The following is a 24,054-nucleotide window of genomic DNA, read 5'->3' on the forward strand; positions in this document are numbered from 1 at the left end:
TCCCCGCCTAGCCGAGCGATTGGATAGAACGTTGGACAACGAAACGAAGGACATCGGCGAGGTCGTACTCTCGGCGCCCACCGCCGGGGTCGAGCCGCAGCCGGCGTCGCCGGTCCGGCTGCTCGGCACCAGCGGCGGCCGGGCCCTGATGGTGGCGGCCATCATGCTGGTGACGCTCGTCGGCGCGGGCGGGCTGGCCGTGGCCGGCGGCGCCACCACGGCCGCCCGGCCGGCCGAGCGGTCCGTCGAGGCCGCCGCCGCCTCGGCGGAGCGGCCGGCCGGCTGTGTCACCCCGGACCGCCGGCTACAGCTGTACGCGGTCGAGCTGCCCAAGGACCCGGTGACCAACCAGGTCCGGCTCGGCTACGGGCTCACCCCGCAGACGGCCTCCTACCCGGGGCCGACGATGGAGATGATCGAGGGGGAATGCCTGGCGATCACCCTGCACAACCAGGTGCCGGCCGCCACCCTGGAGCAGTTGCGCACCGATCCGGCGCATCCGGTCGGCGTCTCGCTGCACGTGCACGGGGTGAAGTACACCCAGATGTCCGACGGCACGGTGCACAGCAACTCCTTCGTGCCGCCGGGCGGGTCGCGGACGTACATCTGGTACGCCAAGCCGCGCACCGCGACCTCGCAGGGCACCGCCGGCTACTGGTGGTACCACGACCACGTCGTCGGCGGCCCGCACGGCACCCAGGGCCTCCGCTCAGGGCTCTTCGGCGGCCTGGTGGTACGCCGGCAGGGCGACCCGAGGCCGGACCGGACCTACGTGACGGCCTTCGGCGACCGGCAGACCATCAACCTGCGGCGCAGCGCGGAGGCCGACACCTGCGACCCGGTGAACCCGCAGCCGGGCCCGACCTGCCTGGTCGCCAAGCTCGGCGAACGGGTCGAGTTCATCGTGATCGGCATCGGCGACGACATGCACACCTTCCACGTGCACGGGCACTCCTGGGCGGACACCCGGACCGGCCTGGTCGAAGGCGCCAACAGGGCGCTCATCGACTCGATCCCGGTGATCGACAACAAGACCCTCGGCCCCGGTGACACCTTCGGCGTGCAGATCGTCGCGGGCGACTCCGTGGGACCGGGGCACTGGATGCTGCACTGCCACATGCAGTTCCACTCGGACCTGGGCATGTCGACGACGCTGCATGTGCTCGACGAGAACGGACAGATGCCGCCGCACGCCGGTGGCCACCGGCCGGCCGCGCCGGCACAGGGCGCCGCCGCTCCGGCCGGCGCGCACGGGAACCACCGATGAGTAGCACTCTTCGTACCCCCTCTGGAGGAGGAGAAATGGCTCACCACCGCCATTTCCGGCTGTTCCGATCGGTCGGGCGACACCGCCCCGACCCCGTCGACCTGCCGTCCGCCGCGCCCGACCCGGTTTCCCGGGTCCGGCGTCGCGACGCCGGACCGCTGCGCCGGGCGGTCGCCCTGGCCTCGGCTGCCGTGCTCACGCTCGGCCTGCTGGGCGCGCCGGCCGCCGCCGCCCCGGACGACAGCGTCGGCGGGGTCGCCCCGGCCTGGGGCGGCCAGGCGGTGAACGTACTGGTCTTCCACGGGCCGGCGGCGTCCCAGGACGACCCGGTCGCCCGGGCCGTCAGCACGATCCGCAAACTCGGCAACGAGAACGGCTTCACCGTGCACGCCTCCGCCGACCCGGCGGTCTTCACCCCGGACAACCTGGACCGCTACCGCAGCGTGGTGTTCCTGTCGGCCAACGGGGTGACGCTGAACGACGCCCAGGAGGCGGCCTTCCAGGCGTACGTCAAGGGCGGTGGCGGGTTCGTCGGCGTGCACGACGCCGCCCGCGCGCAGCCCGGCTCGGAGTGGTTCACCGGTCTGATCGGTACCCGCCCGGCGGCGAGCCTGCCCAACGCGGAGAAGATCGAGAGCGTCACGGCCAGCGGCAACAACCCGCCGAACGAGATCGTCGAGAACCTGATCGACGGCTCGACCGGAACCAAGTGGCTGACCCGTACCCCGACCGGCTGGGTGGTGGCCAAGCTCGCCGAGCCGAAGGCGATCGCCCAGTACGCGCTGACCTCGGCGAACGACTTCACCGGCCGCGACCCGAGGGACTGGACCCTACAGGGGTCGGCCGACGGCGAGACCTGGACGGACCTGGACCGCCGGACCGGACAGACCTTCTCGGGGCGGTTCCAGACCAAGCAGTACTCGTTCGCCAACACCCAGCCGTACGAGTACTACCGGCTGAACATCACCGCGAACAGCGGCGAGCCGCTGATCCAGCTCGCCGAGCTGTGGCTGATCGGCCCGGACGCGGGACCGGCGCCGGAGTCCCGGGTGCAGGAGGCCGTGGTCGAGGTGGTCGACCGGCAGCACCCGGCGAACAAGGGCCTGCCGTTGAACTGGACCCGCTCCGACCAGTGGATGAACTGGGACCCCAGCCCGGTGGGCCGGGTGCACACGATCGCCCAGGTCCGGGAGCGCAGCTACCAGCCGGGGCTGGGCGGCAACGGCGCCTTCCACCCGATCTCCTGGTGCCGGGACTACGACGGCGGCCGGTCGTTCTACACCGGCATGGGGCGTACCGAGGCGAGCTACACCACCGACGCGGGGTTCCGCAGCCACCTGCTCGGCGCGGTGCAGTGGACGACCGGGATGGTCCGGGGCGACTGCCAGGCGACGATCGCGGCGAACTACAAGATCGAGCGGCTGACCGCCGCCAACCAGTCCGGCCAGCTCGACCAGGTCGGTGAACCGCACGGCCTGACGATCGCGCCCGACGGCAAGGTCTTCTACATCGGCAAGGCCGCCTGCCCGAGCGGGCCGATCGCCGACTGGGCCAACCCGGACGTGGGGCTGGGCTGCGGCACCATCCACCAGTGGGAGCCGAAGAGCAAGCAGGTCAAGCTGCTGACCACGCTGGAGGTGATGGGCAACCGGGGCAGCGGCAGTGAGCTGGTGAAGAACGAGGAGGGCCTGGTCGGCATCACCCTCGACCCGAAGTTCGCCGAGAACGGCTGGTTCTACGTCTACTGGATGCCACACGAGTCGATCGACCGGGAGCGCCGGGTCGGCAAGCGTACGGTCTCCCGGTTCACCTACGACCACGCACAGCAGTCGGTCGACCAGGGCACCCGCAAGGACCTGCTGCACTGGGACACCCAGATCCACAGCTGCTGCCACGCCGGCGGCGGGATGACCTTCGACGAGTCCGGCAACCTCTACATCGGCAGCGGCGACAGCAACTCCTCCGGCGGGTCGAACGGCTACTCCGGAAACAACTGGACCCAGGAGTACGCCGGGATCTCGTTCCAGGACGCCCGGCGGACCTCCGGGAACACCAACGACCTGAACGGCAAGATCCTGCGCATCCACCCGGAGCCGGACGGTACCTACACGATCCCGGACGGCAACCTCTTCACCGGCCAGGAGCAGGGCGGCGGCAAGACCCGCCCGGAGATCTACGTGATGGGCGTGCGCAACATCGCCCGGATCGCCTGGGACCCGGTCAACGACTGGCTCACCGCCGCGTGGGTCGGCCCGGACGCCGGCGCCCCGAGCCCGGAACTCGGCCCGGCGAAGTACGAGACGGCCACCGTCATCACCTCGGCGGGCAACCACGGCTGGCCGTACTGCATGGGCAACCGGCAGCCGTACCGGGACCGCAGCAACACCGACGCCACCGTGCTGACCGGCTGGTACGACTGTGACAACCCGCGCAACGAGTCGCCGCGCAACACCGGCCTGGTCGACCTCCCGCCGGTGCGGGACAACATGATCTGGTATTCGCCGCAGGGTGGCGGCCCGGTCTTCCCGAAGCGCGCCGACGGCAGCGGGCTGCCGACGTACAAGGCCGAGGACGCCACCTACACCCAGCCGTACCTGAGCGGCGGCGGCCAGGCCATCATGGACGGCCCGACCTACCAGCGCGAGAAGGTCGACGTGCACAGCGGTGTCGCCTGGCCGGCGTACTGGGACGACAAGTGGTTCATCGGAGACCAGTCCAACGCCAACAACCGGATCGCCGTCACCGTCGACCCGAGCACGGTCGCGCACGCCGGGGCGCCGGCCTTCGCCGAGGATCTGCGCAGCATCATCCAGGGCGGCACCGGCCCCAACCAGCTCGACTCCTGGATGGACGCGAAGTTCGGACCCGACGGCGCGCTCTACATGCTCGACTACGGCAGGGGCTTCTTCAGCCTGCACCCGAACCAGAAGCTGATCCGGATCACCTACCAGGGTGGCCAGGCCACTCCGAACCCGAGCCTGGCCACGGCCCGGTCGGTGTCGCCGAGCCAGCCCCGGACCATCGGTTTCTCCGCCGCGCAGGTCGGCGGGGTGGCCTGGGAGTGGGACTTCGGCGACGGCAGCAAGCCGTCGCACCAGGCCCACCCGACGCACACGTACAAGCGGTACGGGACCTTCACCGCGACGCTGAAGGTGACCTACGCCGACGGTGAGGTGGTCACCGGGAAGATCGACGTGAACGCCGGCTGCGCTGCCGCCGACGCCCGGCCGACGGTCTGGATGCTGGACACCGACACCGGGGTGGCGAACCGGCAGACCGGCGGTGGCTGCACGATCAACGACCTGATCGACGACGAGACCACCTGGCCGAACCGGGCCTCGTTCGTCACCCACCTCGACGCCGTGCTCGCCGAACTGACCGCCGCGCACGTCATCGACAACCGCGAGTCCAGGGCGCTGCGCCGGGCCGGTACGCAGTCGCCGATCGGTGCCACCAACGGCTACCAGCCGATCTTCGACGGTTCGGCGAAGTCGCTGGCCGGCTGGCGTCAGGCACCCGGGGGGTCGTTCTCGCTGCGCCCCGACGGCTCGATCCGCAGCTCCGGCGGCCTCGGCATGCTCTGGTACGCCGACCAGCAGTTCGCGGACTACACGATCAGGGTGCAGTTCCGCGACATCTCGCCGGAGAACGTCCGGGCCAACAGCGGCATCTTCGTCCGGTTCCCGGACCCGAGGACGCCACTGGAGCAGCGGCCGGCGGGCAGTTGTGGCACGGTCGGCTCGGCCCGTACCTCCCAGGCGTGGGTCGCGATCTACTGCGGTCACGAGATCCAGATCTACGACGGTGAGACCGGCGAACCGCAGAAGACCGGCTCGGTCTACAACTTCGCGCCGAACACCCTGGACAAGGCCGGTGCGACGCCGAAGAACCAGTGGAACGACTACGAGGTCCGGGTGACCGGCCAGCATTACACGATCGTCCGCAACGGTGTGGTGATCAGTGAGTTCGAGAACGCACCGGGCAAGCAGTCGTCCCGCCAGGGCGACCCGCCGACCGACCTGAGGCAGTTCCTGAGCGGCTTCGTCGGATTGCAGAACCACGGCAACAACGACGTGATCGAGTTCCGCAACATCCGGGTGCGGCAGCTCTGATCGGGTGGTGCCGGATACGGGCCGAGCGCCCGTATCCGGCACCGTTCGACCTCGTCGTCTCGCGCAGCATGGCCGGCATCCTCGGCCCGGCGACTCCCGCCCCGACGGCGGAAGCCGGCCGGTAGCGGTCGCGCCGTCCGCCCGCGCCGCTCAGTCGCTGACCCCGAGGTGCAGCAGCCACACCCGGTCGCCCACCCGGACCACGACATCGACGTAGGCCCCCTCGTACCAGTCCCGGGCCTGCACCGTAAGGGTCCAGGACTCGGCGGAGTCCGGCCAGAGCCGCCGCATCAGCGCCACCGCCCAGTCCGCGAGCGCTTCGGCAAGCGTCCGCGCCGCCCCCTGCTCGGCCCAGGCGTACGGCTGGCGCCCGGGAACGAACAGTCCGGGAAGTGCCGCCCGGACCGTCGTGGACCAGGAACCCACAGGCTCCAGGGCCGAGACGCGGCAGTTCGCCGGTAGCAGCGCGTCCACCGACGCGATCACGCCGTCGGCGGTCAGCGGGCCGTCCACCAGGGTGAACGTGCACACGTGGTCGGTCTCCTCCAGCAGGTCCTCGAGGACCCGGAGCGCGTGGTTGACCATCTCCGGAACCGCGTCCTGCGTCGCGTTCCTCGCCGCCGACAACCCGGCCCAGTCGAATCCCGTCACGCCGACCAGGGTAGTGATCATCGCCGTCGAGGGGTGTCCCTCAGGTGTGTGCGGGGGCGGGATGTTCCCGGGTCATGCGCAACCGCTGGAGTTGCGGTACGAGGGCGCTGACCAGGCCCAGTCCGGCCAGACAGGTGAGTCCGCCGACCACCAGGGCGGTGCCGGCCGTGGTCCCGGCCGCGACCAGACCCGCGCGGAGGCCGCCGAGGTGCGGTCCGGCCGTGCCGACGATGTGTTCCAGCGCGGCGACCCGGCCACGGTGGGACTCCGGCGTACGCGACTGCACGATCGTTCCGCGTGACACGACGGACCAGGTGTCGGCGGCACCGGCAAGTGCCAGTAGGGCCAGCACGACGGGAAGTTGACCGCTCAGACCGACCCCGGCCAGCGCTGTCCCCCACACCGCGGCGCAGCCCAGGAGTACGAGGCCGGGGCGGTCACGCCGGGTGATCGTTCCGGAGAGCGCGGAGGCGAGTACGCCGCCGACCGCCACCGCCGAGGTGAGCAGGCCGAGCACCTCCGGCGAGCCGCCGAACTTCTCCTGGTTGATGACCGGGAACAGCGCCATCGGCATGGCCAGTACCGTCGCGGCGAGGTCGACCAGGAAGGCGGCCCGGACCACCGGGGTACGGGCGGCGTAGCGGATCCCCTCCCACACGGCGGCGGCACCGGGTCGCCCGGTCCCGTCGGTCGGGCCCGTCACAGGCAGCCCGGTGATCCCGACCAGGGCAGCGACGGCGGCGAGCCCGTTGATCACGAAGCAGACGGTCGTGCCCCAGTGGGCGGTGAGCAGACCCGCCAGGGCCGGGCCGAGCAGTATCGCCAACTGGAAGGAGAGGTGGTTGAGGGCCAGTCCGGCGGCCAGCCGGTCGGCGGGGAGCAGCCGGGCGACGAAGGTGCGGCGGGCCGGGGTACCCAGTGCGGAGAAAGCCGCCGCGACGGCGACCAGTACGAGCATGGCCCAGGTCCCGTCAGCCGGCCCCACGGCCACGGCCGCCATGAGGAAGCTGGTCACGATCTGCCCCCAGGTGGTGGCCAGCGCCAGCCGCCGCCGGTCGACGTGGTCGACGAAGGCGCTGCCGAGCAGGGCGAAGACGATGAGCGGAGCGGCGGTGAAGAGGCCGATGAGCCCGACCGTCACCGGGTTGCGGGTGTGCTCCCAGACATAGAAGGTGACGGCGAAGACGCCCAGTTGGCCGCCGAGTCCGGAGGCTGTGGTGCCCAGCCAGAGGCGGCGGAAGGTGGGGTGTTCGCGCAGCGGGCGGATGTCGACCAGGGCGCCGGGAGAACTCATCGGAGCCGTCCGTCGAGGGCTTTGCCGAGGTTGTCGGCGAGGCGCTGGCGGAACGAGCGCGTCGCCAGCACGGCGTTGATGTCCTCGACGACCCGACTCAGCGGGTACGGCAGTTCCGCCTCCAGTTCCCGCACCGTCGCCTCGGTCGCCCGCCACTCCGCCTCCAGCAGCGGCAGCACCTCCCGGCCCCGGCTGCTCAGCCGGATCCGGCGGGTCCGACCGTCACCGCCCTGCGCGCTGTCGACGAACCCCGCCGTGCGCATCGCGGCCGCCGTCTGGCTCATCGCCGAGTGGGTCACCTCGACGGCGGTGGCCAGTTCCTGGATCGTCATGGACTCGTGCCGGGACAACTGGATCAGCGGACCGACGAACCGGGTGCGTAGCCCGGTTATGCCCGCCTCGGTGTAGAGCGAGCCGATCTCCTGATCCATCGCGTTGAGCATCTGCCACAGCGGGCGCCAGTGGCTGCTGTCGAGGAGGTCCTGGCTCTCTTCCTTCTTCTTCTCAGCTCCGGTCACGGTGCCAACGTAACAGGGCTTATATAAGTGCTGTCAAACTGATTTGGCGCTCACCGCTGGGTGTCTTCCAGGTAGCGCAGGACCGCGGTGACCCGCCGGTCCGCCCGGTCGTCCGGTGGCAGGTCCAGCTTGGCGAAGATGCTGCGGATGTGCTTGTGCACGGCACCCTCGGTGACGAACAGGCGCTCGGCGATGGCGCCGTTGCCCAGCCCCTCGGCCATCAGCCCGAGCACGTCCCGCTCCCGCAGACTCAGCCGGCTCAACGTGCTGTCGGGACGGCTGCGCGCCAGCAACTGGCCGACCACCTCCGGGTCGACCGCCGTACCGCCGTCGGCGACGCGGTGCAGCGCGGCCAGGAACTCGTCCACCCGGCCGACGCGCTCCTTCAGCAGGTAGCCCAGCCGCACCGTGCCGGCGGCGAGCAACTCGGTGGCGAAGGTCTGCTCGACGTACGCCGAGAGGACCAGCACGGCGAGGCCCGGCTGCCGGCGGCGGGCCTCGACCGCGGCGACGATCCCCTCGTCGGTGTGCGTCGGCGGCATCCGGACGTCGACGATGGCGACGTCCGGGGCGTACGCGTCCACCGCCGCCAGGAAGGCGCCCGGGGTGTCGGTGGTCGCCACCACGTCGAGCGACTCCGCCCGCAGCAGCAGCGCCAGACCCTCACGCAGCAGTGGGTCGTCCTCGGCGATCACGATCCGCATGGCAACTCCGCCTCAATCGTCGTGGGCCCACCGGCCGGGCTGGCCAGCCGGAAACTCCCGTCGTACGCCTCCACCCGCCGACGGATGCCGGCGATGCCGGACCCGTCGCGCTCCTCGGCACCGCCGTGGCCGTCGTCGTGCACCCGCAGCAGCAGTCGGTCGCCGGCCCGGCGCACCGTGACGGTGGCGCCGGCCGCTCCACTGTGCCTGGTCACGTTGGTCAGCGCCTCGGCCACCACGAAGTAGGCGGTGGCCTCGACCGAGGCGGCACAGCGGCCGGGCAGGTCGACGTCGACCCGGCAGGGCACGCCACAGCTCGCGGCGAGTCCACTGAGGGCACCGGCGAGCCCGCGGTCGGCCAGGACCGGCGGGAGGATGCCGCGCACCACGCCGCGCAACTCGGCCAGCGCCTGCTCGGCGGCGTCCTGCGCCCGCTCCAGCACGTCAGCGGCGAAGACCGGATCCCGGGCCACCGCCCGCCGGGCGGCGCCCAGCAGCACGGTGACCGCGACCAGCCGGTTCTGCGCACCGTCGTGCAGCGACCGCTCGATCCGCCGCAACTCGACCGCGTGCGCGTCCAGCGCCGCCGCACGGGTGGCGGTCAACTCCGCCACCCGCAGCGACAGGTCGGCGTCGGCGGACGGCGCCAGCAGGCGACGCCCGGGCCACGCCTGGAGCCGCGCCATACCGGGGCCGAGGCCGACGACGACGGCCAGCCAGCCGACCCCGGTCAGCCCGACGGCCAGCGCGTCCACCAGTCCCTCGATCCGCCAGTACACCAGCCCGGGGCCACCGGCCTCGGCCGGCAGCAGCCAGAACCACAACGGGAAGGTCAGGCTCTGCACCGCGTACAGCGGCAGGCCCAGGCCGACCAGCCCGATCACGAACCCGCCGGTGGCGTGCACCACCAGCCAGGCCAGGTCACGCCGTACGGCGGCATCCTGCAGGGCGGCCCGCGCTCCGGCCGGTACCGGTCCCGGACCGATGATCTCGGGGCCCCACCGGGACAGCCGGGCCCGCTCCCGGTCGGCCACCGCCCGCACCACGCGCAGGGCCGACGGCACCAGCAGCAGCCCGACGCCGACGAAGGCGGCCAGCACGACCGCGACCAGGTAGCTCAACCCACCCAGCGCCAGCAACGCCGTGCCGAGCCCGCCGACCAGGTGCTCCAGGGCGTCGACCGAGACCCGCGCCCGGTCCCGCAGACAGTGCCGGGCGGAGCGCCACCAGGCGCCGGCCGGGTCGTCCGTCCTCGTCATCCCACCTCCCGGCCAGACCCTAGGACACCCGATGTCGTCCCCGCGAGGTGGCGAACCGAGAAGTACAGCCTGCTGTACCCCGATCGTCGCGCTGCCGGGATCGTCGGCGGCCGGAGGCGTTCCTAGCCTGGGACGCACCGCCGAACCGACCGCACAGGGAGTATCCGATGGCCGACCCGTACCGAATCTCGCCGGCACCCGACCAGACCACCCGGCCGGACCACCTCGGCGGCCGGAGGTCGCTCCGTCCACTGCTCTGGACGGTGCTGATCGTCAGCGCCGCCGCCAACGGGGTCTCCTCGATCACGGGTCTGCCCCCGCTCGTGGGGATCGGCTTCGGCGTCGTCACCCTCGGATGCGTCGCCGCCCTGGTGATCCACCACTACCGGCACCGCCGCTGAACAGCTCGCACCCGTCGCGTCCCGCACGCGGAGGCTTCCCGACGTACGGTGTCAGACGTTCGGGTGGCGGAGTCCCGCCGACCGGCCCGACGCGACCGCAGCGGGGCAGCAGGAGGCCGCCGCACCGGCTTCTGGGGATGATTCGAGTGATCGTCGGGTGGCAGTGGGACGAGACCCTCTTCGCCGGGGCGGCGGAGTACTATCTGCGCGGACGACTCCCGTACGCGCCGGGGTTCGCCGAGACGCTCGGCACCCTGCTCGGCCTCGACGGCCGTGGACGGCTCCTCGACGTCGGCTGCGGGCCGGGAAACGTGACGCTCGCGCTGGCGCCGTACTTCGCCGAGGTCGTCGGAGTCGACCCGGACGGTGACATGCTGGCCGAGGCCGAGCGGCGGGCGGCCGACCTCGGTGTGACCAACGCGCGCTGGGTCCGGGCGCGCGCCGAGGAGTTGCCGGCCGGGCTGGGCGACTTCCAGGTGGTGATGTTCGCGTCCTCGTTCCACTGGCTGGACCGGGAGCGGGTGGCGGCGACCGTGCGGCGGATGCTGGAGCCCGGCGGTGCGCTCGTGCACATGTCCGATGCGAAGGACCCGCCCACCGAGCCGACGCCGCTGCCGCTGCCCGCGCCGCCGTACCCGCGGATCGGCGAGCTGGTCCGGCGGTACCTCGGCCCGGTACGCCGGGCGGGGCAGGGCAGGATCGTCGGCGGTACGACGCCGGGCCGGGAGGACCTCGTCATCGCGCGGGCCGGGTTCACCCGGTACGAGCGCCACGTGGTGCCCGCCGGGCAGATCCTGCACCGCAGCGCCGACGACGTCGTGGCCTGGACGTTCTCCCGCTCCGATTCCGCCCCGCACCTCCTCGGTGCGCGGCTGCGGGACTTCGAGCGGGACCTGCGCGTCCTGCTGCGGGAGGCGGCGCCGGACGGCCGTTTCGCCGAGCACGTTCCGCCCACCGACATCCAGACCTGGCGCAAGCCGCGGGACTGAACCGCGCGGGTAGGTCTACGTCGGCCTGTGGGCGTCCGGCGGAGGACACCTGGGCCGCCCGGCCACGGTCAGGACGTGCCGGCGGGTCGCGCCACCGAGGCGAACGACCGGCGGTAGTGCCCCGGGCTCACCCCGACGACCTGCCGGAACCGCTCCCGGAACGCCGTCGCCGAGGTGAACCCGGCCAGTTCGCCGACCCGCTCCACCGGCTGGTCGCCGGTCTCCAGCAGGAGCTGCGCATGGCGGACGCGCTGCCGGTTGAGCCACTGCATCGGGGTGGTGCCGGTCTGGTCGCGGAAGTGCCGGCTCAACGAGCGGGTACTCATCGACGCCCGCTCGGCGATGGCGGCCAGGGTCAGCGGGGCGTGCAGGTTCTCGGTCAACCAGGCGAGCAGGGGCTGGAGGGAGATCCCGGTCGGGGCGGGTGGCTCGTGTGCGATGAACTGCGCCTGGCCACCGGCCCGTTCGAGCGGCATGACGGAGCTTCGGGCCGTCTGCGCGGCCACCGCGGCACCATGATCGCGCCGTACCAGGTGCAGGCAGAGATCCAGCCCGGCGGCGGCCCCCGCCGAGGTCAGCACCGACCCGTCGTCCACGAAGAGCACCTCCGGATCGACCTCGACGGCGGGGTGGCGGCGAGCCAACTCCGCGGCGGCGGCCCAGTGCGTGGTGGCGCGACGGCCGTCGAGCAGTCCGGCAGCGGCCAGCAGGAAGGCACCGGTACAGATCGAAACCACCCGGCCGGGCGCGGCGGTGAGCGCCGCGACGAGTCCGGGCGGGACCGGGGCGTCGACGTCGGCGACACCGGGGACGACGACCGTGTCCGCCTCGGCCAGCGCGGCCAACCCGTCCGGGACGCGGATGGCGACCGGCCCGGCGCGAACCTCGGCTGCGTCCGCGCAGACCCGCACCTGGTACGCCGGGCGGCCGTCGGCCAGCCGAGCCCGGCCGAAGACCTCGATCGGTACGGACAGGTCGAACGGAACCACACCGTCGAAGGCGAGGATCACGACGCGATGCATGCGGCCATTCTGGCGTGAACCCGTCGGTGGCTGTCTCGGCAGCCACTGCCGCACGACGACGGCTCCGCCTACGTTCGGTGGCCATGACCGTCGTCGTACCGCTGTGCATCGGTGTCCTCTACGTGCTGCTGAACTCCCTGATCGCCGAGCCGCAGCGTCGCCGCTTCAACGCGGTCGTCCTCGCCGGGGCGGGCGCGGCCTACCTCAGCGGCGGCGGACTGGGGATCGCGGAGTTCGCCTTCACCGCCGTGCTGACGTACCTGGCCTATCGCGGGCTGGAGTCGTGGACGTTCATCGGCGCCGGCTGGTTGCTGCACACCGCCTGGGACGTCGTGCACCACCTGCGCGGCGAGCCGATCATCCCGTCGGCGCACGACTCCTCGCTCGGCTGCGCGATCTGCGACCCGGTGATCGCGATCTGGTGCCTCGCGGGCGGCCCTTCCCTCTGGCGGTACGGCCGGGCATGGCTCCCCGGCGCGCTCCGGCCGGGTCAGCGGGAATCCGGGTAATCGGCGTCCAGGCGCTTGTGGAAGTGGTACTTCGCGGTGCCGTCCGGCATCTCCGGCGTACGCCCGACCTCCTGGTAGCCGTGCCGACGGTAGAAGTCGGGTGCCTGGAAGGACATGGTGGCGACCACGACGCGGTCGCAGCCACGCCGCCGAATCTCGTGCTCGGCGGCGGCCAGCAGTCGTCCGCCGAGCCCCTGACCGCGCTGGTCCGCCGCCAGCCAGAGCGAGGTGATCCCGCCACAGCCGCCCCAGGTCCATCCGGTGATTCCGCCGAGCAGCGCACCGCCGTCGTCGGTGAGCCGGACGGCGAACGGCAGCTCGTCGTCCGAGACGATGGCGGTACGGTTGAGCGCGTCGAGTTCGGCGGAGAGGAGCTTCGCCAACTCCGGGTCTTCGCGGCCGACGGAGATCATGGTCATGCTCACATCCTGCCGGTCGAGCCGCGTCCGGCCGTGTTCGTCGCCCGCCAGGACGGCCAGTCCTGGGGCCAGGTGTCCGGCCAGGTGTGGGTCCGGGCGGGCGCCCCGGACCCGGTCGAACCGAGCACGTCCCGGGTGAGCCGTTCGGCGACGTCGCCGATATCGGCTGCGGTCAGCGGTACCCAGTTGTCGACCCGGACTTCGAGGGCGCCGGCGACGAGTGCCTCCGCGTGTTCGGCCGGCACGCCGGTGGCGGTGAGAAACCACCGGAGTACCTGACGGCACCAGCCCGGCCAGCCGTCGTTGTCGACGGTGGGCGCGACGGTGGTGGTCATCAGGTGCGCGATGGCGGCCTCCCAGGCGGCGACGATGTCGCCGGCCCCGGCCGCCTCCGCCGGATCGAGCAGTGGCAGGAAGCGGTCGAACCGCTCGGCCAGACTCTCCAGCCACCGCCGCCAGACCAACAGGGTGTCGGCGACGAAGACCGGCGCCTCGACCGGCGGGGGAATGCGGTCGATGATCCAGCCCAGCCGCTCGCCCTCGCCGGGCCCCCAGTACCAGCGGTAGGCCCACGACCCGTAACGGTCGGCCAGGGCCGTACTGACGGCGTCGACCCAGTCCCACGCTTCCGACTCACCGCTGCACCGGCCGGCGCGCCGGTCCGGGCGGGGCGGTGGAGCGGGTACCGTCGCCCGAACCACCGCCGGCAGTCCGGTCGGGTCGAACGGGTGCCGGGCAGGGTCGACCTCCGCCCACGTCAGCAGGGCCGGTGGTCTTCTCGACCCGTCGTCCGCCACAGGGCGTCATCCTGGCAGCGGAGCATCCGGGCGTCGAGTCGATATTCGGCGCGGAAGCGGGCCCGTCGGCAGCACGGCAGGGTGATCGCACCGAGGTCGACGCCGACCGGTCAGGCGCAGACTGCCGCGTCGAGGAACGCGTCGACAGCGGCGTCGAGATCACCGGGGAACTCGGGCGTCAGCGCGATCGTGACCTGACGGCGCAGGTCCAATGTGGAGAAAGACCAGGACTGGTAGGCCAGGGCATCGCCGTCGTTGCCGTAGACACGTACCCCGCAGGAGGTGTCCCGCCAGGCGAGCCCGAGCCCGTACATCCTGTGCTCGGTCCCGGCTGTCATCATCTCGTCGAGCAGGTGATCCGGCAGGAGGCGCCCGCCGAACAGGGCGGCGAAGAAGCGGTTGAGATCCCTGGTCGTGGAGATCATCTCGCCGCCGGCGCCCATCACCGACGGATTCATCTCCGTGTAGTCGAACAGCTGGATCCCGTCCGCCTCCAGCGGCACATAGCCGCGCGGATGCGGCCCGTGGATCCACGGCGACGTCCCCGGCAGCTCCGTACCGCCCAACCGCAGCCGTTGGACGACCCGGCGCTCGATCTCCGTACCGTACGACTGCCCGGTCACCGCCTCGACGATCTGGCCGAGCAGGAGGTAGCCGGTGTTCGAGTATCCGAAGGCCGAACCCGGCGGTTCGAAGGTCGGCGGGTGCACCAGTGCGCGGGCGACGAGCTCGGCCGGATCCCAGCTCCGCCAACGGTTCTGCCCGAACTCCGGGTTCGGCGGCAGTGGCAGCGTACGCAGGTAGTCGTACAACCCGCTGGTGTGGTTGAGCAGCTGGCGCACGGTGCCGGGATGATCGTCCGGAACGGCTCCCGGCAGCCACGCCCGCACCGGGTCGTCCAGCCGCAGCTCACCCTCGTCGACGAGTTGCAGGACCACGGTGGCGAGGAAGGTCTTCGTGATGCTGCCCGCCCGGAACCGGCCGTCGACCGGGACCGCCCGGGTCGTACCCAGTGCGGCGAGACCGCTGCCGCCCCGCCACACGCGGTGCTCGGTCCGTACCTCCGCCAGCGCGCCCACCGCGCCGGCCGCCACCACGTCGTCCAGCCGGCTCTGCAACCCGCCGCGTTCCCCCGCCGCCGGTGCGGCGGTGGCGGCGGGCGCGACCGCGACCGCCACCAGTACGGTCGTCGCGGTCACCAGCGACCGAAGCGCTCGACTCATCCGTGCCTCCCCCGATTCGTCACCGCCGAGCCTGCCGAAGCGGGGCCGGTGGAGACATCCGGGAAGGCCCTGGTTCTCCCCCGGAGCCGAGCCGGGGTGACCGCTCGCCGCGCCCCCTCCCCCAGGACGATCATCGAACAGCCGTGGACCGGGCGTCAGGAGGCGCGACGGCCGATCGGCGACGCGGACGCGTGCTCGGGCGCCCGGTGCGGCGCAGGTGCGGGGCGACCGGGGTCGGTCCCGGGCCGGCTGAGCCGTTCGCCGAGCACCAGCAGCAGGGCGGCGATGCCGAGCAGGGCGCCGATCAGCACCGTGCTCCGCACGCCGTGACTCGGCAGCACGAGGCCGCCGACGAAGGCACCGCCGGTGATGCCGACGTTGACGGCGGCGGAGACCGTGGCGGCGGCGAGGTCGGAGCGTCCGGGCGCCACCTGTAGCACGAGGCCGCCGAGCGCTGCGGTGAAGGCGGCGAAGGCGAGTCCGGCCAGCGCGAGCAGGCCGACGGCGACCGTCGGGCGATGGCCGGAGGTGTACAGCCCGAGCAGTGCCACCGATTGCAGCACGACGGTGGCGACCAGGGCGAGCCACGGACTGTGGTCCACCACCGCTCCGATCACGAGGATGCCGAAGACGCTGGCGACGCCGCGGACCAGCAGGATGGCCCCGACCGCCGAGGCGGAGTACCCGCTGACCTCGGTGACGAAGAGGGCGACGTAGGTGTAGGCGGCGATGGCACCGGCGGTGGCCAGGACGGCCACCGCCACCAGCAGCCAGAAGCGGCGGGCGTCGGGGGTCGCGCCACGGGCGGCGTGTCCCGCTTCGGGCGGTGCCGAGGGCAGCAGCGCGGCCACCATGACGAGCACGACCGCGCCGAGTCCGGCCACCGCCAGGAACGACGCCCGCCAGCCGGCGCGCTCGCCCAGCCAGGTGCCGGCGGGCACTCCGAGGACCAGCGCGACGGTGCCGCCGGCGAAGACGACCGCGACGACCCGCCCGCGCAGTCCGGGCCGGAACAGTTCGGCGGCGGCCGGCACCACCACCGCCCAGAACAGCGCATGGGTGAGCGCGGTCGCCATCCTGGCCGTCAGCAGCAGCGCGAAGGTGCCGGCGAAGACCGTGATCGCGTTGCCGGCCACGAAGCCGGCCAGCAGCGCCGACAGCAGCCACCGGCGTGGGACCCGCCGGACCAGCGCCGTCAGCGGGACCGAGGCGACCATCACCACCGCGCCGTACGCGGTGACGAGCGCACCCACCTGCGCCGGTGGGACGGCCAGGTCCGCGGCCATCGGGAGCAGCAGCCCGATCGGCAGCGCCTCGGCCGTGGTGTAGAGGAACGTCCCGCCGGCCATGCCGATCAGCGCCCCCACTGCCCGCGCTTTCCCCATCCGACCCTCCAACTGTTACCGGTTAAATTGATTACGATGGCAACAGGCTAGTGGCGCTCCCGGAGGGGGTCAACTGGTAAAGTGGGTTTCGATGGAAACAGTCGAGGACGTCGCGCGGGTACGCCTGGTGGGCGGCAACCTCGCCCTGGACTTCGTCAACACCCGCACCGGGCCGCCCGAGGGCGCACCGGACGACGACGTGCTCACCGGCTACCCCGAGTTGCTCGCCTGGGGCGGGTACGCCGGCGCCCTGACCGAGGCGGAGGCGGCTGCGCTGGGCCGACTGTCCCGCGACGATCCGGACGGCGCCCGGGCCGCCCACACCCGCGCACTGCGCAGCCGCGACCGCCTCGACGAGATCTTCCGGGCGCTGGCCACCGGCCGGAGCCCGAGCACCTCCGCCCTGACCCTGCTCCGGGACGACGAGGCCGACGCGCTCGGCCACGCACAGCTCGAACCCGGCAGCGGCTACGCCTGGACCTGGCGGGACGACCACACGCTTGCCCGACCCCTCCGGCCGGTGGTGCACGCGGCGGTCCAACTCCTCACCACCGGAGCGCTGGACCGGATCAAGGGGTGCGGCGGCTGTCGCTTCGTCTTCTACGACGAGAGCAAGAACCGCAGCCGCCGCTGGTGCAGCATGGACGACTGCGGAACCGCCGAGAAGATCCGACGCTACGTCACCGCACGACGCACCCGCGCGACCCGGTGAGTGCCGACCGGCACCAGGAGAGAGCCGGGCACGGACACCACGGCACCACCCCCGGGACCAGCGGAAAGTCGCCCCCAGGGGTGCGGCACAATGGCACCCGTGGTGACTCAGACGGGGATCTCGGCCCGGGAGGCTGAGGTGTTGTCCCTGCTGGGAGAGCATCTGAGCAACGCGGAGATCGGCGGGCGGCTGTTCATCTCCGTACGCACCGTCGAGACCCACGTCTCCGCGCTGCTGCGCAAGCTCGGCGCCCCGGACCGACGGGCGCTGGCGCAGATCGCCGCCGAGTGGAGCCGGGCGGCGCGCGGCGGCGAGGTGGCGTCGGGGCTGCCCGCACCGGTCACCTCGTTCGTCGGCCGGGTACGGGAGCGGGCGGCGCTTGCCGGTGCGGTCACCGCGTACCGGCAGGTGAGCGCGGTCGGCCCCGGCGGGGTGGGCAAGACCAGGCTGGCGCTGGCGGTCGCGGCGGAGGTGGCCGGCGACTTCGCCGACGGCGTCTGGTTCGTCGACCTGGTGCCGGTCACCGACCCGGCGATGGTCGGCTCGGCGGTCGCCGCGGCGGTCGGCATCGGCGAGCAGCAGGGCCGTGGCATCGACGAGTCCGTGCTCACCGCGCTGGCCGACCGGCACGCCCTGCTCGTACTGGACAACTGTGAACACGTCCGCGACGGCGTGGCGCCGTTCCTGGAACGGCTGCTGGCCGGCTGCCCGCGCCTGACGGTGCTGGCCACCAGCCGGGCCCGGCTGATGGTGCCGTTCGAACGTGTCCATCCCGTCGCGCCGCTGTCGCTGACCGGCGACGGCGAGTCGGACGCGGTCGCGCTGCTGCTCGACCGGGCCGCCGCGGTGGGCTGGCCGCTGGCACCGCAGCAGCACGACCGGGCCGTCGAGATCTGCCGGCGACTCGACGGCGTGGCGCTGGCGATCGAGCTTGCCGCCGCCCGGTTGCCCACGCTCGGCCTGGACGGCCTGACCGACCTGCTCTCCGACCAGCTACGGCTGACCGGAGGCGCCCGGGCCGACGACCGGCACCGGTCGGTCCGGGCGATGCTGGACTGGAGCGACGCCCTCCTGGAGCCGGCCGACCGCACCCTGCTGCACCGGATCGCGGTCTTCGTCGCCCCGTTCACCGTGGACGCCGCCGGGCAGGTGGCCGGGTTCGCGCCGATCGAACCGGCCGAGGTGGCCGACGGGCTGGCCCGACTCACCGAGCAGAGCCTGCTCACGCTGGCCCCGTCGGCCGGCGGCACCCGCTACCGCACCCTCGAACCCGTCCGCCAGTACGGGATCGAGCAGCTCACCGGGGCGGGCGAGATCGCCGCTGTCCGCGCCCGGCACCTGCGCTGGTCCGTGTCGAGCGCCACCGCCCTGGCGGCCGGGGTACGACCGGCGGACGGTCCCTGGCGGGCCGGTTTCGACGCGGTCGCCGACGACCTGCGGGCCGCGCTCGGCTGGGCGGCGCAGCTACCCGGGCACCGCGCCGACGCGTACCGGCTGGCGGTCTGCCTGGCCGAGCTGGCCTTCACCCGCAACCTGGTCGGCGAGTCGCAGCAGCGGTACGAGCAGGCGGCGGCGCTCACCGACGACCTCGCCGGCACGGCGGCGGCGCTGCGGTCCGCGGCAGCGGTGGCCGGATGCTGGCTGAACGGCGACGACATGTACCGCCTGCACCGGGCCGCCGCCGACGCCGCGCGCCGGGCCGGCGACAGCAGGGGTGCCGCCCGCGACCTGGCGACCGCGGCCACCGTCGCGTACCGGTTCTCCGGGGTGTTCACGCAGGTCCCGCCACCGGCCGAGCCGGCGGCGTTGCTGCGCGCCGCCCGCGAACTGGCCGGCGACGACCCGGCGGATGCCGCGGTGGCACTGGCCGAGGCCGCGGTGCTCACCGACGCGTTCGGTTCCGACCAGGGGCCGGCGGAGAACACCGTCAGCGACACTCTCGCCGCCGCCTCGCGGGCGGTCGAGCTGGCCCGCCGGGCGGGCGACCCGCTGACCGCCTCCGCCGCCCTCGACGCGCTGGCCGGTGCGCAGAGCTGGGCAGGTGACAGCTTCGCTTCGGCGGCAACGGCACGGAGCCGGGTCGAACTCCTCACGTCGGCACCGGTGACCCCCGCCACCACGCTCGAACTGACCGACGCGCTGGTCTCCGGCATCGACACCAGCCTCGGCGTGGGAGACCTGGCGAGGGCCCGCCGATGGGCCCGGCAACTCGCCGACCTGCCGCTGCTGGCCGAGGTGGGGCACTACGCGACGTCCTGGCTGCTGATGGTCGACGCGCTGGCCGGCGACGTGCCGGCGGTACTCGCCGCCAGCCGGCGGTTCCTGGAGGCGTGGGAGCGCACCGGCCGGTTGCGCGCCCCGCGCCTCGGTGTCGCCGCGGCGTCGGTCGCGATGGTCCACGGCCTGCGGGGCGACGAGAGCGCCCGGGCGGAATGGCTGGCCATCGCCGACCAGCTCGGGTCCACACCGGAACGCAGCACCGGGTACGGCGCCGTGCACGACGCCCTCGTCCTGCTCCACCAGGGGCGGGCGGAGGCGGCGCTGGACCGGGTGGCCGCCGAGCCGGAGCAGGTGTGGAAGTGGGTCACCTGGATCTGGCTGCACTGGTACGTGGCGCTGCGCGCCGAGGCCGCCGCGCTCACCGGGCACCCCGAGGCGCGCCCTCGCATCGCGGCGGCCCGGGCGACCGTGACCGGCAATCCGATCGCCAGCGCCCAGGTGGACCGGGCGGAGGCCCTGCTCGACGGCGACCGGGACCGGGTGCTCGGCACGGCGGCGACCTTCGACGCCACCGGCTGCCGCTACCAGTGGGCGCGGACGCTCGTCCTCGCCGGCGGCGAGCATGCCGCGACCGGCGCGGCGGCTCTGGCCGAACTCGGTGTCGCCCCGGCGGCGGTCCGCTGAGCCGCCCCGCGGTCCGGCTGTTCCGTTTCGCATACCTCAGGGGTGGCGCGTGGTCGGCACGGTGCCGAGTGTCCCGAATGTGACTCCGTGTCCAGACCGTGCCGCGGGCCGTGCCAGCGCCCGGGAGCGCCGTCCGGTACTCGCTCGCGACTACCGCTGCCGCCAGCGGGTAACCGCGGCGTCGAGGGCTTCTCGTCCCTCCTGGCGCCCCCGTTGGCCGCCCGATAACGCGTGCGGGGCGCGGCCCGAGCCGAACCAGGCTGGGTATGTTCCGCGGAGGGAGCGGCGATGCGGCACTGCGAGCCGGCGCACCGGGAGCGGCGCCTGGTCATCGTCGGTGGTGGGGAGCGCGCGGGTGAGCCGGGCAGCGGGATCCTGGAACGCTTCGTCGACATGTCGGGCGGCGACCAGGCCAGGATCGCGGTGATCGCGACGGCGAGCAGTGAGGGTGGGCCGCTGGAGGCGGAGTACGGCCGGCTCTTCCAGACCCTCGGCGTCGACGATGTTCGCGGGCTCCGGCTGGAGAGCCGGGAACAGGCCAACGACGGCCGGGTCGTCGAATTGCTCAGCGACGCGACGAGCGTCTTCTTCACCGGCGGCGACCAGTGGCGCATCGCCGCGTTGCTGGGCGGGACACTGGTCGATTCCCTGCTGCACGCCCGGATCGAGGACGGCCTGGTGCTCGGCGGCACCAGCGCGGGAGCGGCGATGATGTCGAGCACGATGGTGCTCGGCGGTGACGGCGTGGGCGTCAGCACCGACAGCATCCACACCGGGCCGGGCATGGAGTTCCTGCCCAGGGTGCTCATCGACATGCACTTCGCGCAACGCGGCCGACTCAACCGCCTGCTCAGCGCGGTCGCGCAGTTCCCGCACGAACTCGGCCTGGGCATCGACGAGAACACCGCCATCATCGTCGAGGGAAACCGGTTCGAGGTCGTCGGCGCCGGTTCGGTGACGGTGATCGACGCCGGACCGGCCGACGACATCCGGGTACCGACCGGTCCGGATCGGCGGATCGCGCTCACCGGCGCGCGCCTGCACGTACTGCCGGCCGGTTACACGTTCGAGTTGGTCGACCGGCGTCCACAGATCGTCGCCATGGCCGGCGGCGCCCAGGGACGGTAGGGGGCGAGGGTGGAGATTGTCAGCGTGCGCCGCTTGCGGGGACCGAACGTGTACCTGGACCGGCCGGTCCAGGTTGCCCGGGTCCGGCTCGGACGGCTCACCGAGCGGGAGAGCCGGGAGTTCCCGGGCTTCACCGACCGGCTGCTCGACGCCCTGCCGGGGCTGGCCGAGCACCACTGCGCGGCCGGCGCGCCGGGCGGTTTCGTGGACCGGCTGCGTGGCGGGACGTACTTCGGTCACGTCACCGAGCATGTCGCGATCGAGCTCTCCGAACTGATCGGCCGGTCGGCGCCGTTCGGCCGTACCGTCTACGCCGGCAGTGCCGGGCAGTACGACATCGTGACCGAGTGCCCCGCCTTCGAACCGGCCGACTCCACCGTCCCCGGCGAACTCGTGGAACTCGCCGTCACCCTGGTCGAAGAGCTACTGGCCGGATCGCGGGTACGCCCCGGACCGCGCCTGCGCGCACTCCGGGACCGGCACGCCGACGAGATGCCGGGCCCGAGTACCGCCTCGATCATCGCGGCGGCGCTCCGGCGCGGCATCCCGGTGGAGCGGGTGGACCCGCTCAGCCTGCTGCAACTCGGTCAGGGTCGGCACCGCAGGCAGGCCTGGGCGGCGATGAGCGACCGGACCAGCGCGACCGGTGTCGAGATCGCCGGTGACAAGGAGCTGAGCCGGCGTCTGCTGGCCCGGTCCGGCATCCCCGTTCCGGCCGGCGGCGCGGCGGGTACGCCGGCCGAGGCGCTGGAACTCCTCGCCGATCTCGGCGGTCCGGTGGTGCTGAAGTCCCGCAACGGCCACCAGGGCGAACACGTCCACCTCGGGCTCTGGACCCCCGAGGATGTGCGGGCGGCCTTCGCCGCCGCCGGTGGCGACGTCGTGGTCGAGCGACAGGTCGACGGCGACGACTACCGGGTGCTGGTGGTCGCCGGGCGGGTCGTCGCGGCGGCGGAACGCGTCCCGGCGCACGTCGTCGGCGACGGCCGGCACAGCGTTCGGGAACTGATCGACCTGTGCAACGCCCATCCCGACCGTGGCAACGGCCACAACAACGTGCTGACCCGGCTGCGGGTCGACGACGTCGTGACCGGATTGCTGGCGCGGCAGGGCTGGCACCTGGAGGCGGTGCCGGAGTCCGGGCGCCGGGTGTGGCTGCGCCAGACCGCGAACCTCTCCACCGGCGGCAGCAGCGTCGACGTGACCGATCGGCTGCATCCGGACGTGGTTCGGCTCTGCGAACGCGTCGCGGCGATCGTCGGCCTCGACATCGCCGGGATCGACCTGCGGCTGCCGGACATCGCGGCGCCGGTACCACCGGTCGGTGACGGCGGCACCGGCGCGGTGATCGAGGTGAACGCCGTACCGGGGCTGCGGATGCACCTGGCACCGGTACGGGGGCGGCCGCGTGACGTCGGTGGGGCCATTGTGGACGCGCTCTTTCCCGACGGGTCCGACGGACGTGTCCCGACGATCGCGGTCACCGGCACCAACGGCAAGACCACCGTCAGCCGGCTGGCCGCGCACCTGCTCGCCGGTGCCGGGCTACGGGTCGGGCTGACCTGCACCGACGGCGTCTATCTGGACGGGCGACTGGTGCAGCGCGCGGACGCCTCCGGCCCGCGTTCGGCGCAGGCGGTGCTCGGGGACCCGACGGTGGAGGCGGCGGTGCTGGAGACGGCCCGGGGCGGCATCCTCCGGCAGGGCCTGGGTTACGACTGGACCGACGTCGGCGTGCTCACCAACGTCACCGCCGACCATCTCGGGCAGGACGGGCTGACCAGTGTCGAGGACATCCTGCACGTGAAGGCGCTCGTCGCCGAGCGGGTACGCGACGGCGGCACCCTGGTGCTCAACGCCGACGACCCGCTCGTGGCCGGGCTGCTCGGGCGGGCCCGGGTCCGGGCGCCACACAAGCGGCTGCTCTGGTTCAGCCTCGGGCGCGACAATCCACTGGTCAGCAGGCATGTCGCGGCCGGCGGAACCGCCTACGTCGCCGACGACGGCTGGCTGGTCGAGGTGACCGGCGGCCGGCGGCTCCCGCTGATTCCGGCCGCGGCCCTGCCCGGCGCGTTCGGTGGGGCCGCCGAGCACGTGGTCGCGAACGCTCTGGCGGCGAGCGCGGCGGTCCGGGCCCTCGACCTGTCCCCGGCCGTACTGGCCCGGCAACTGCGCGCCCTCGATCCCGCGACCGTGAACCCGGGCCGGGGCCTGCTGCTGCGCCTGGGTGACGTACACCTGTGCGTCGACTACGCGCACAATCCGGTCGCCATCGCCGCCGTCACCCGGACCCTGCACCGGCTGTGGGGACGGCCACGGTGTGTCGCCGCGCTGACCCTGCCCGGGGACCGCCGCGACGACCTGCTGGTCGAGTCGGCCGCGGTGGTGGCGGACGGCTACGACCGGGTGGTGCTCTATCCCGATGCCGACCTGCGGGGGCGGGCGCCCGGCGAGGTTCCGCGACTGCTCTGCCGGGAACTCGTGCTCCGCAGTCCCGGCGTGCGCTGCGAGCTGGCGGGCGACGCCGCGGAGGCGTTGCAGGTGGCGCTCGACCTGGCCGGTCCCGGTGACGTGGTGCTGGTCGTCTACGAGAAACTCGAACCGGTACTCGCGCTGCTGCGGTCGATGGGGGCCGTACCGGCGGCGCACCCGGTGCCGGCGGTCGGCGCCGACGTCACCGCCGTGTCACTCAGCGACGGACGCGTGGAGCTCACGCCCGTGGCTGGTCGTACCGCCGGCACCTGACCCCGGGCGGCACCG

At 73.0% G+C, this 24,054-nt stretch carries 19 protein-coding genes; 9 read left to right on the forward strand and 10 right to left on the reverse strand.

The features are described 5' to 3' along the window. Positions 1-31: 31 nt before the first annotated feature. The gene (locus tag V1634_RS19555) at positions 32-1,267 is read left to right on the forward strand and encodes a multicopper oxidase domain-containing protein (protein WP_331209315.1); all 1,236 of its coding nucleotides are present in this window, start codon (positions 32-34) and stop codon (positions 1,265-1,267) included. A 35-nt stretch (positions 1,268-1,302) separates the two neighbouring features. Then, positions 1,303-5,379 carry a ThuA domain-containing protein gene (locus tag V1634_RS19560; RefSeq protein ID WP_331209316.1) on the forward strand — a complete coding sequence of 1,359 codons (4,077 nt, stop codon included), beginning with the start codon at positions 1,303-1,305 and terminating at the stop codon, positions 5,377-5,379. Between the two features lie 150 nt (positions 5,380-5,529). On the opposite strand, the gene V1634_RS19565 is transcribed toward V1634_RS19560, so the two are convergent. Genes V1634_RS19565 through V1634_RS19585 form a run of 5 tightly spaced genes read right to left on the reverse strand, consistent with a single transcriptional unit; the run spans position 5,530 to position 9,805 of the window. Next, positions 5,530-6,030, reverse strand: a complete 501-nt coding sequence (locus V1634_RS19565; protein ID WP_331209317.1) for a hypothetical protein — start codon at positions 6,028-6,030, stop codon at positions 5,530-5,532. 40 nt (positions 6,031-6,070) lie between these two features. Next, entirely contained in the window at positions 6,071-7,324 is a 1,254-nt protein-coding gene (locus V1634_RS19570) for an MFS transporter (protein WP_331209318.1), read from the reverse strand. Then, complete coding sequence (locus V1634_RS19575; protein ID WP_331209319.1) at positions 7,321-7,842, reverse strand: MarR family transcriptional regulator; 522 nt, start codon at positions 7,840-7,842, stop codon at positions 7,321-7,323. The genes V1634_RS19570 and V1634_RS19575 overlap by 4 nt, the downstream gene beginning before the upstream one ends. 50 nt (positions 7,843-7,892) lie before the next feature. Then, positions 7,893-8,546, reverse strand: coding sequence for a response regulator transcription factor (locus tag V1634_RS19580; RefSeq protein WP_331209320.1), 654 nt, complete (start codon positions 8,544-8,546; stop codon positions 7,893-7,895). Beyond that, entirely contained in the window at positions 8,534-9,805 is a 1,272-nt protein-coding gene (locus tag V1634_RS19585; protein ID WP_331209321.1) for a sensor histidine kinase, read from the reverse strand. The genes V1634_RS19580 and V1634_RS19585 overlap by 13 nt, the downstream gene beginning before the upstream one ends. A gap of 167 nt (positions 9,806-9,972) precedes the next feature. Between V1634_RS19585 and V1634_RS19590 the strand changes: the two genes are divergently transcribed. Both V1634_RS19590 and V1634_RS19595 read left to right on the forward strand, forming a co-directional pair. Then, the gene (locus V1634_RS19590; protein WP_331209322.1) at positions 9,973-10,206 is read left to right on the forward strand and encodes a hypothetical protein; all 234 of its coding nucleotides are present in this window, start codon (positions 9,973-9,975) and stop codon (positions 10,204-10,206) included. Between the two features lie 137 nt (positions 10,207-10,343). After that, positions 10,344-11,195 (forward strand): methyltransferase domain-containing protein, encoded by an 852-nt coding sequence (locus V1634_RS19595; RefSeq protein WP_331209323.1) that lies wholly within the window; start codon positions 10,344-10,346, stop codon positions 11,193-11,195. 68 nt (positions 11,196-11,263) lie between these two features. On the opposite strand, the gene V1634_RS19600 is transcribed toward V1634_RS19595, so the two are convergent. Beyond that, the gene (locus tag V1634_RS19600) at positions 11,264-12,217 is read right to left on the reverse strand and encodes a GlxA family transcriptional regulator (RefSeq protein WP_331209324.1); all 954 of its coding nucleotides are present in this window, start codon (positions 12,215-12,217) and stop codon (positions 11,264-11,266) included. Between the two features lie 83 nt (positions 12,218-12,300). On the opposite strand from V1634_RS19600, the gene V1634_RS19605 reads away from it, so the two are divergent. Beyond that, entirely contained in the window at positions 12,301-12,726 is a 426-nt protein-coding gene (locus tag V1634_RS19605; RefSeq protein ID WP_331209325.1) for a DUF6010 family protein, read from the forward strand. Here the strand turns inward: V1634_RS19605 and V1634_RS19610 are convergent. From V1634_RS19610 to V1634_RS19625, 4 genes are all read right to left on the reverse strand, one after another. Further along, positions 12,708-13,145 carry a GNAT family N-acetyltransferase gene (locus V1634_RS19610; protein ID WP_331209326.1) on the reverse strand — a complete coding sequence of 146 codons (438 nt, stop codon included), beginning with the start codon at positions 13,143-13,145 and terminating at the stop codon, positions 12,708-12,710. The two genes, V1634_RS19605 and V1634_RS19610, sit on opposite strands and share 19 nt — an antisense overlap. A 2-nt stretch (positions 13,146-13,147) precedes the next feature. Continuing rightward, entirely contained in the window at positions 13,148-13,942 is a 795-nt protein-coding gene (locus V1634_RS19615; RefSeq protein WP_331209327.1) for a hypothetical protein, read from the reverse strand. A gap of 110 nt (positions 13,943-14,052) precedes the next feature. Beyond that, entirely contained in the window at positions 14,053-15,165 is a 1,113-nt protein-coding gene (locus tag V1634_RS19620) for a serine hydrolase domain-containing protein (protein ID WP_331209328.1), read from the reverse strand. A gap of 155 nt (positions 15,166-15,320) precedes the next feature. After that, the gene (locus V1634_RS19625; protein ID WP_331209329.1) at positions 15,321-16,550 is read right to left on the reverse strand and encodes an MFS transporter; all 1,230 of its coding nucleotides are present in this window, start codon (positions 16,548-16,550) and stop codon (positions 15,321-15,323) included. A gap of 91 nt (positions 16,551-16,641) precedes the next feature. Here V1634_RS19625 and V1634_RS19630 point away from each other — a divergent pair, with 91 nt between their 5' ends. The 4 genes from V1634_RS19630 to cphA all read left to right on the forward strand — a co-directional run bounded on the left by V1634_RS19630 (position 16,642) and on the right by cphA (position 24,039). Continuing rightward, positions 16,642-17,262, forward strand: a complete 621-nt coding sequence (locus tag V1634_RS19630; RefSeq protein ID WP_331209330.1) for a CGNR zinc finger domain-containing protein — start codon at positions 16,642-16,644, stop codon at positions 17,260-17,262. Positions 17,263-17,361: 99 nt separating this feature from the next. Beyond that, positions 17,362-20,166 carry an ATP-binding protein gene (locus V1634_RS19635; RefSeq protein WP_331209331.1) on the forward strand — a complete coding sequence of 935 codons (2,805 nt, stop codon included), beginning with the start codon at positions 17,362-17,364 and terminating at the stop codon, positions 20,164-20,166. A 288-nt stretch (positions 20,167-20,454) separates the two neighbouring features. After that, the gene (locus tag V1634_RS19640) at positions 20,455-21,294 is read left to right on the forward strand and encodes a cyanophycinase (protein WP_331209332.1); all 840 of its coding nucleotides are present in this window, start codon (positions 20,455-20,457) and stop codon (positions 21,292-21,294) included. 24 nt (positions 21,295-21,318) lie between these two features. After that, positions 21,319-24,039 (forward strand): cyanophycin synthetase, encoded by a 2,721-nt coding sequence (gene cphA, locus V1634_RS19645; protein WP_331209333.1) that lies wholly within the window; start codon positions 21,319-21,321, stop codon positions 24,037-24,039. Positions 24,040-24,054: the final 15 nt, after the last annotated feature.

This window comes from Plantactinospora veratri (assembly GCF_036421995.1).
GTDB classification, from domain to species: Bacteria; Actinomycetota; Actinomycetes; order Mycobacteriales; family Micromonosporaceae; genus Plantactinospora; species Plantactinospora veratri.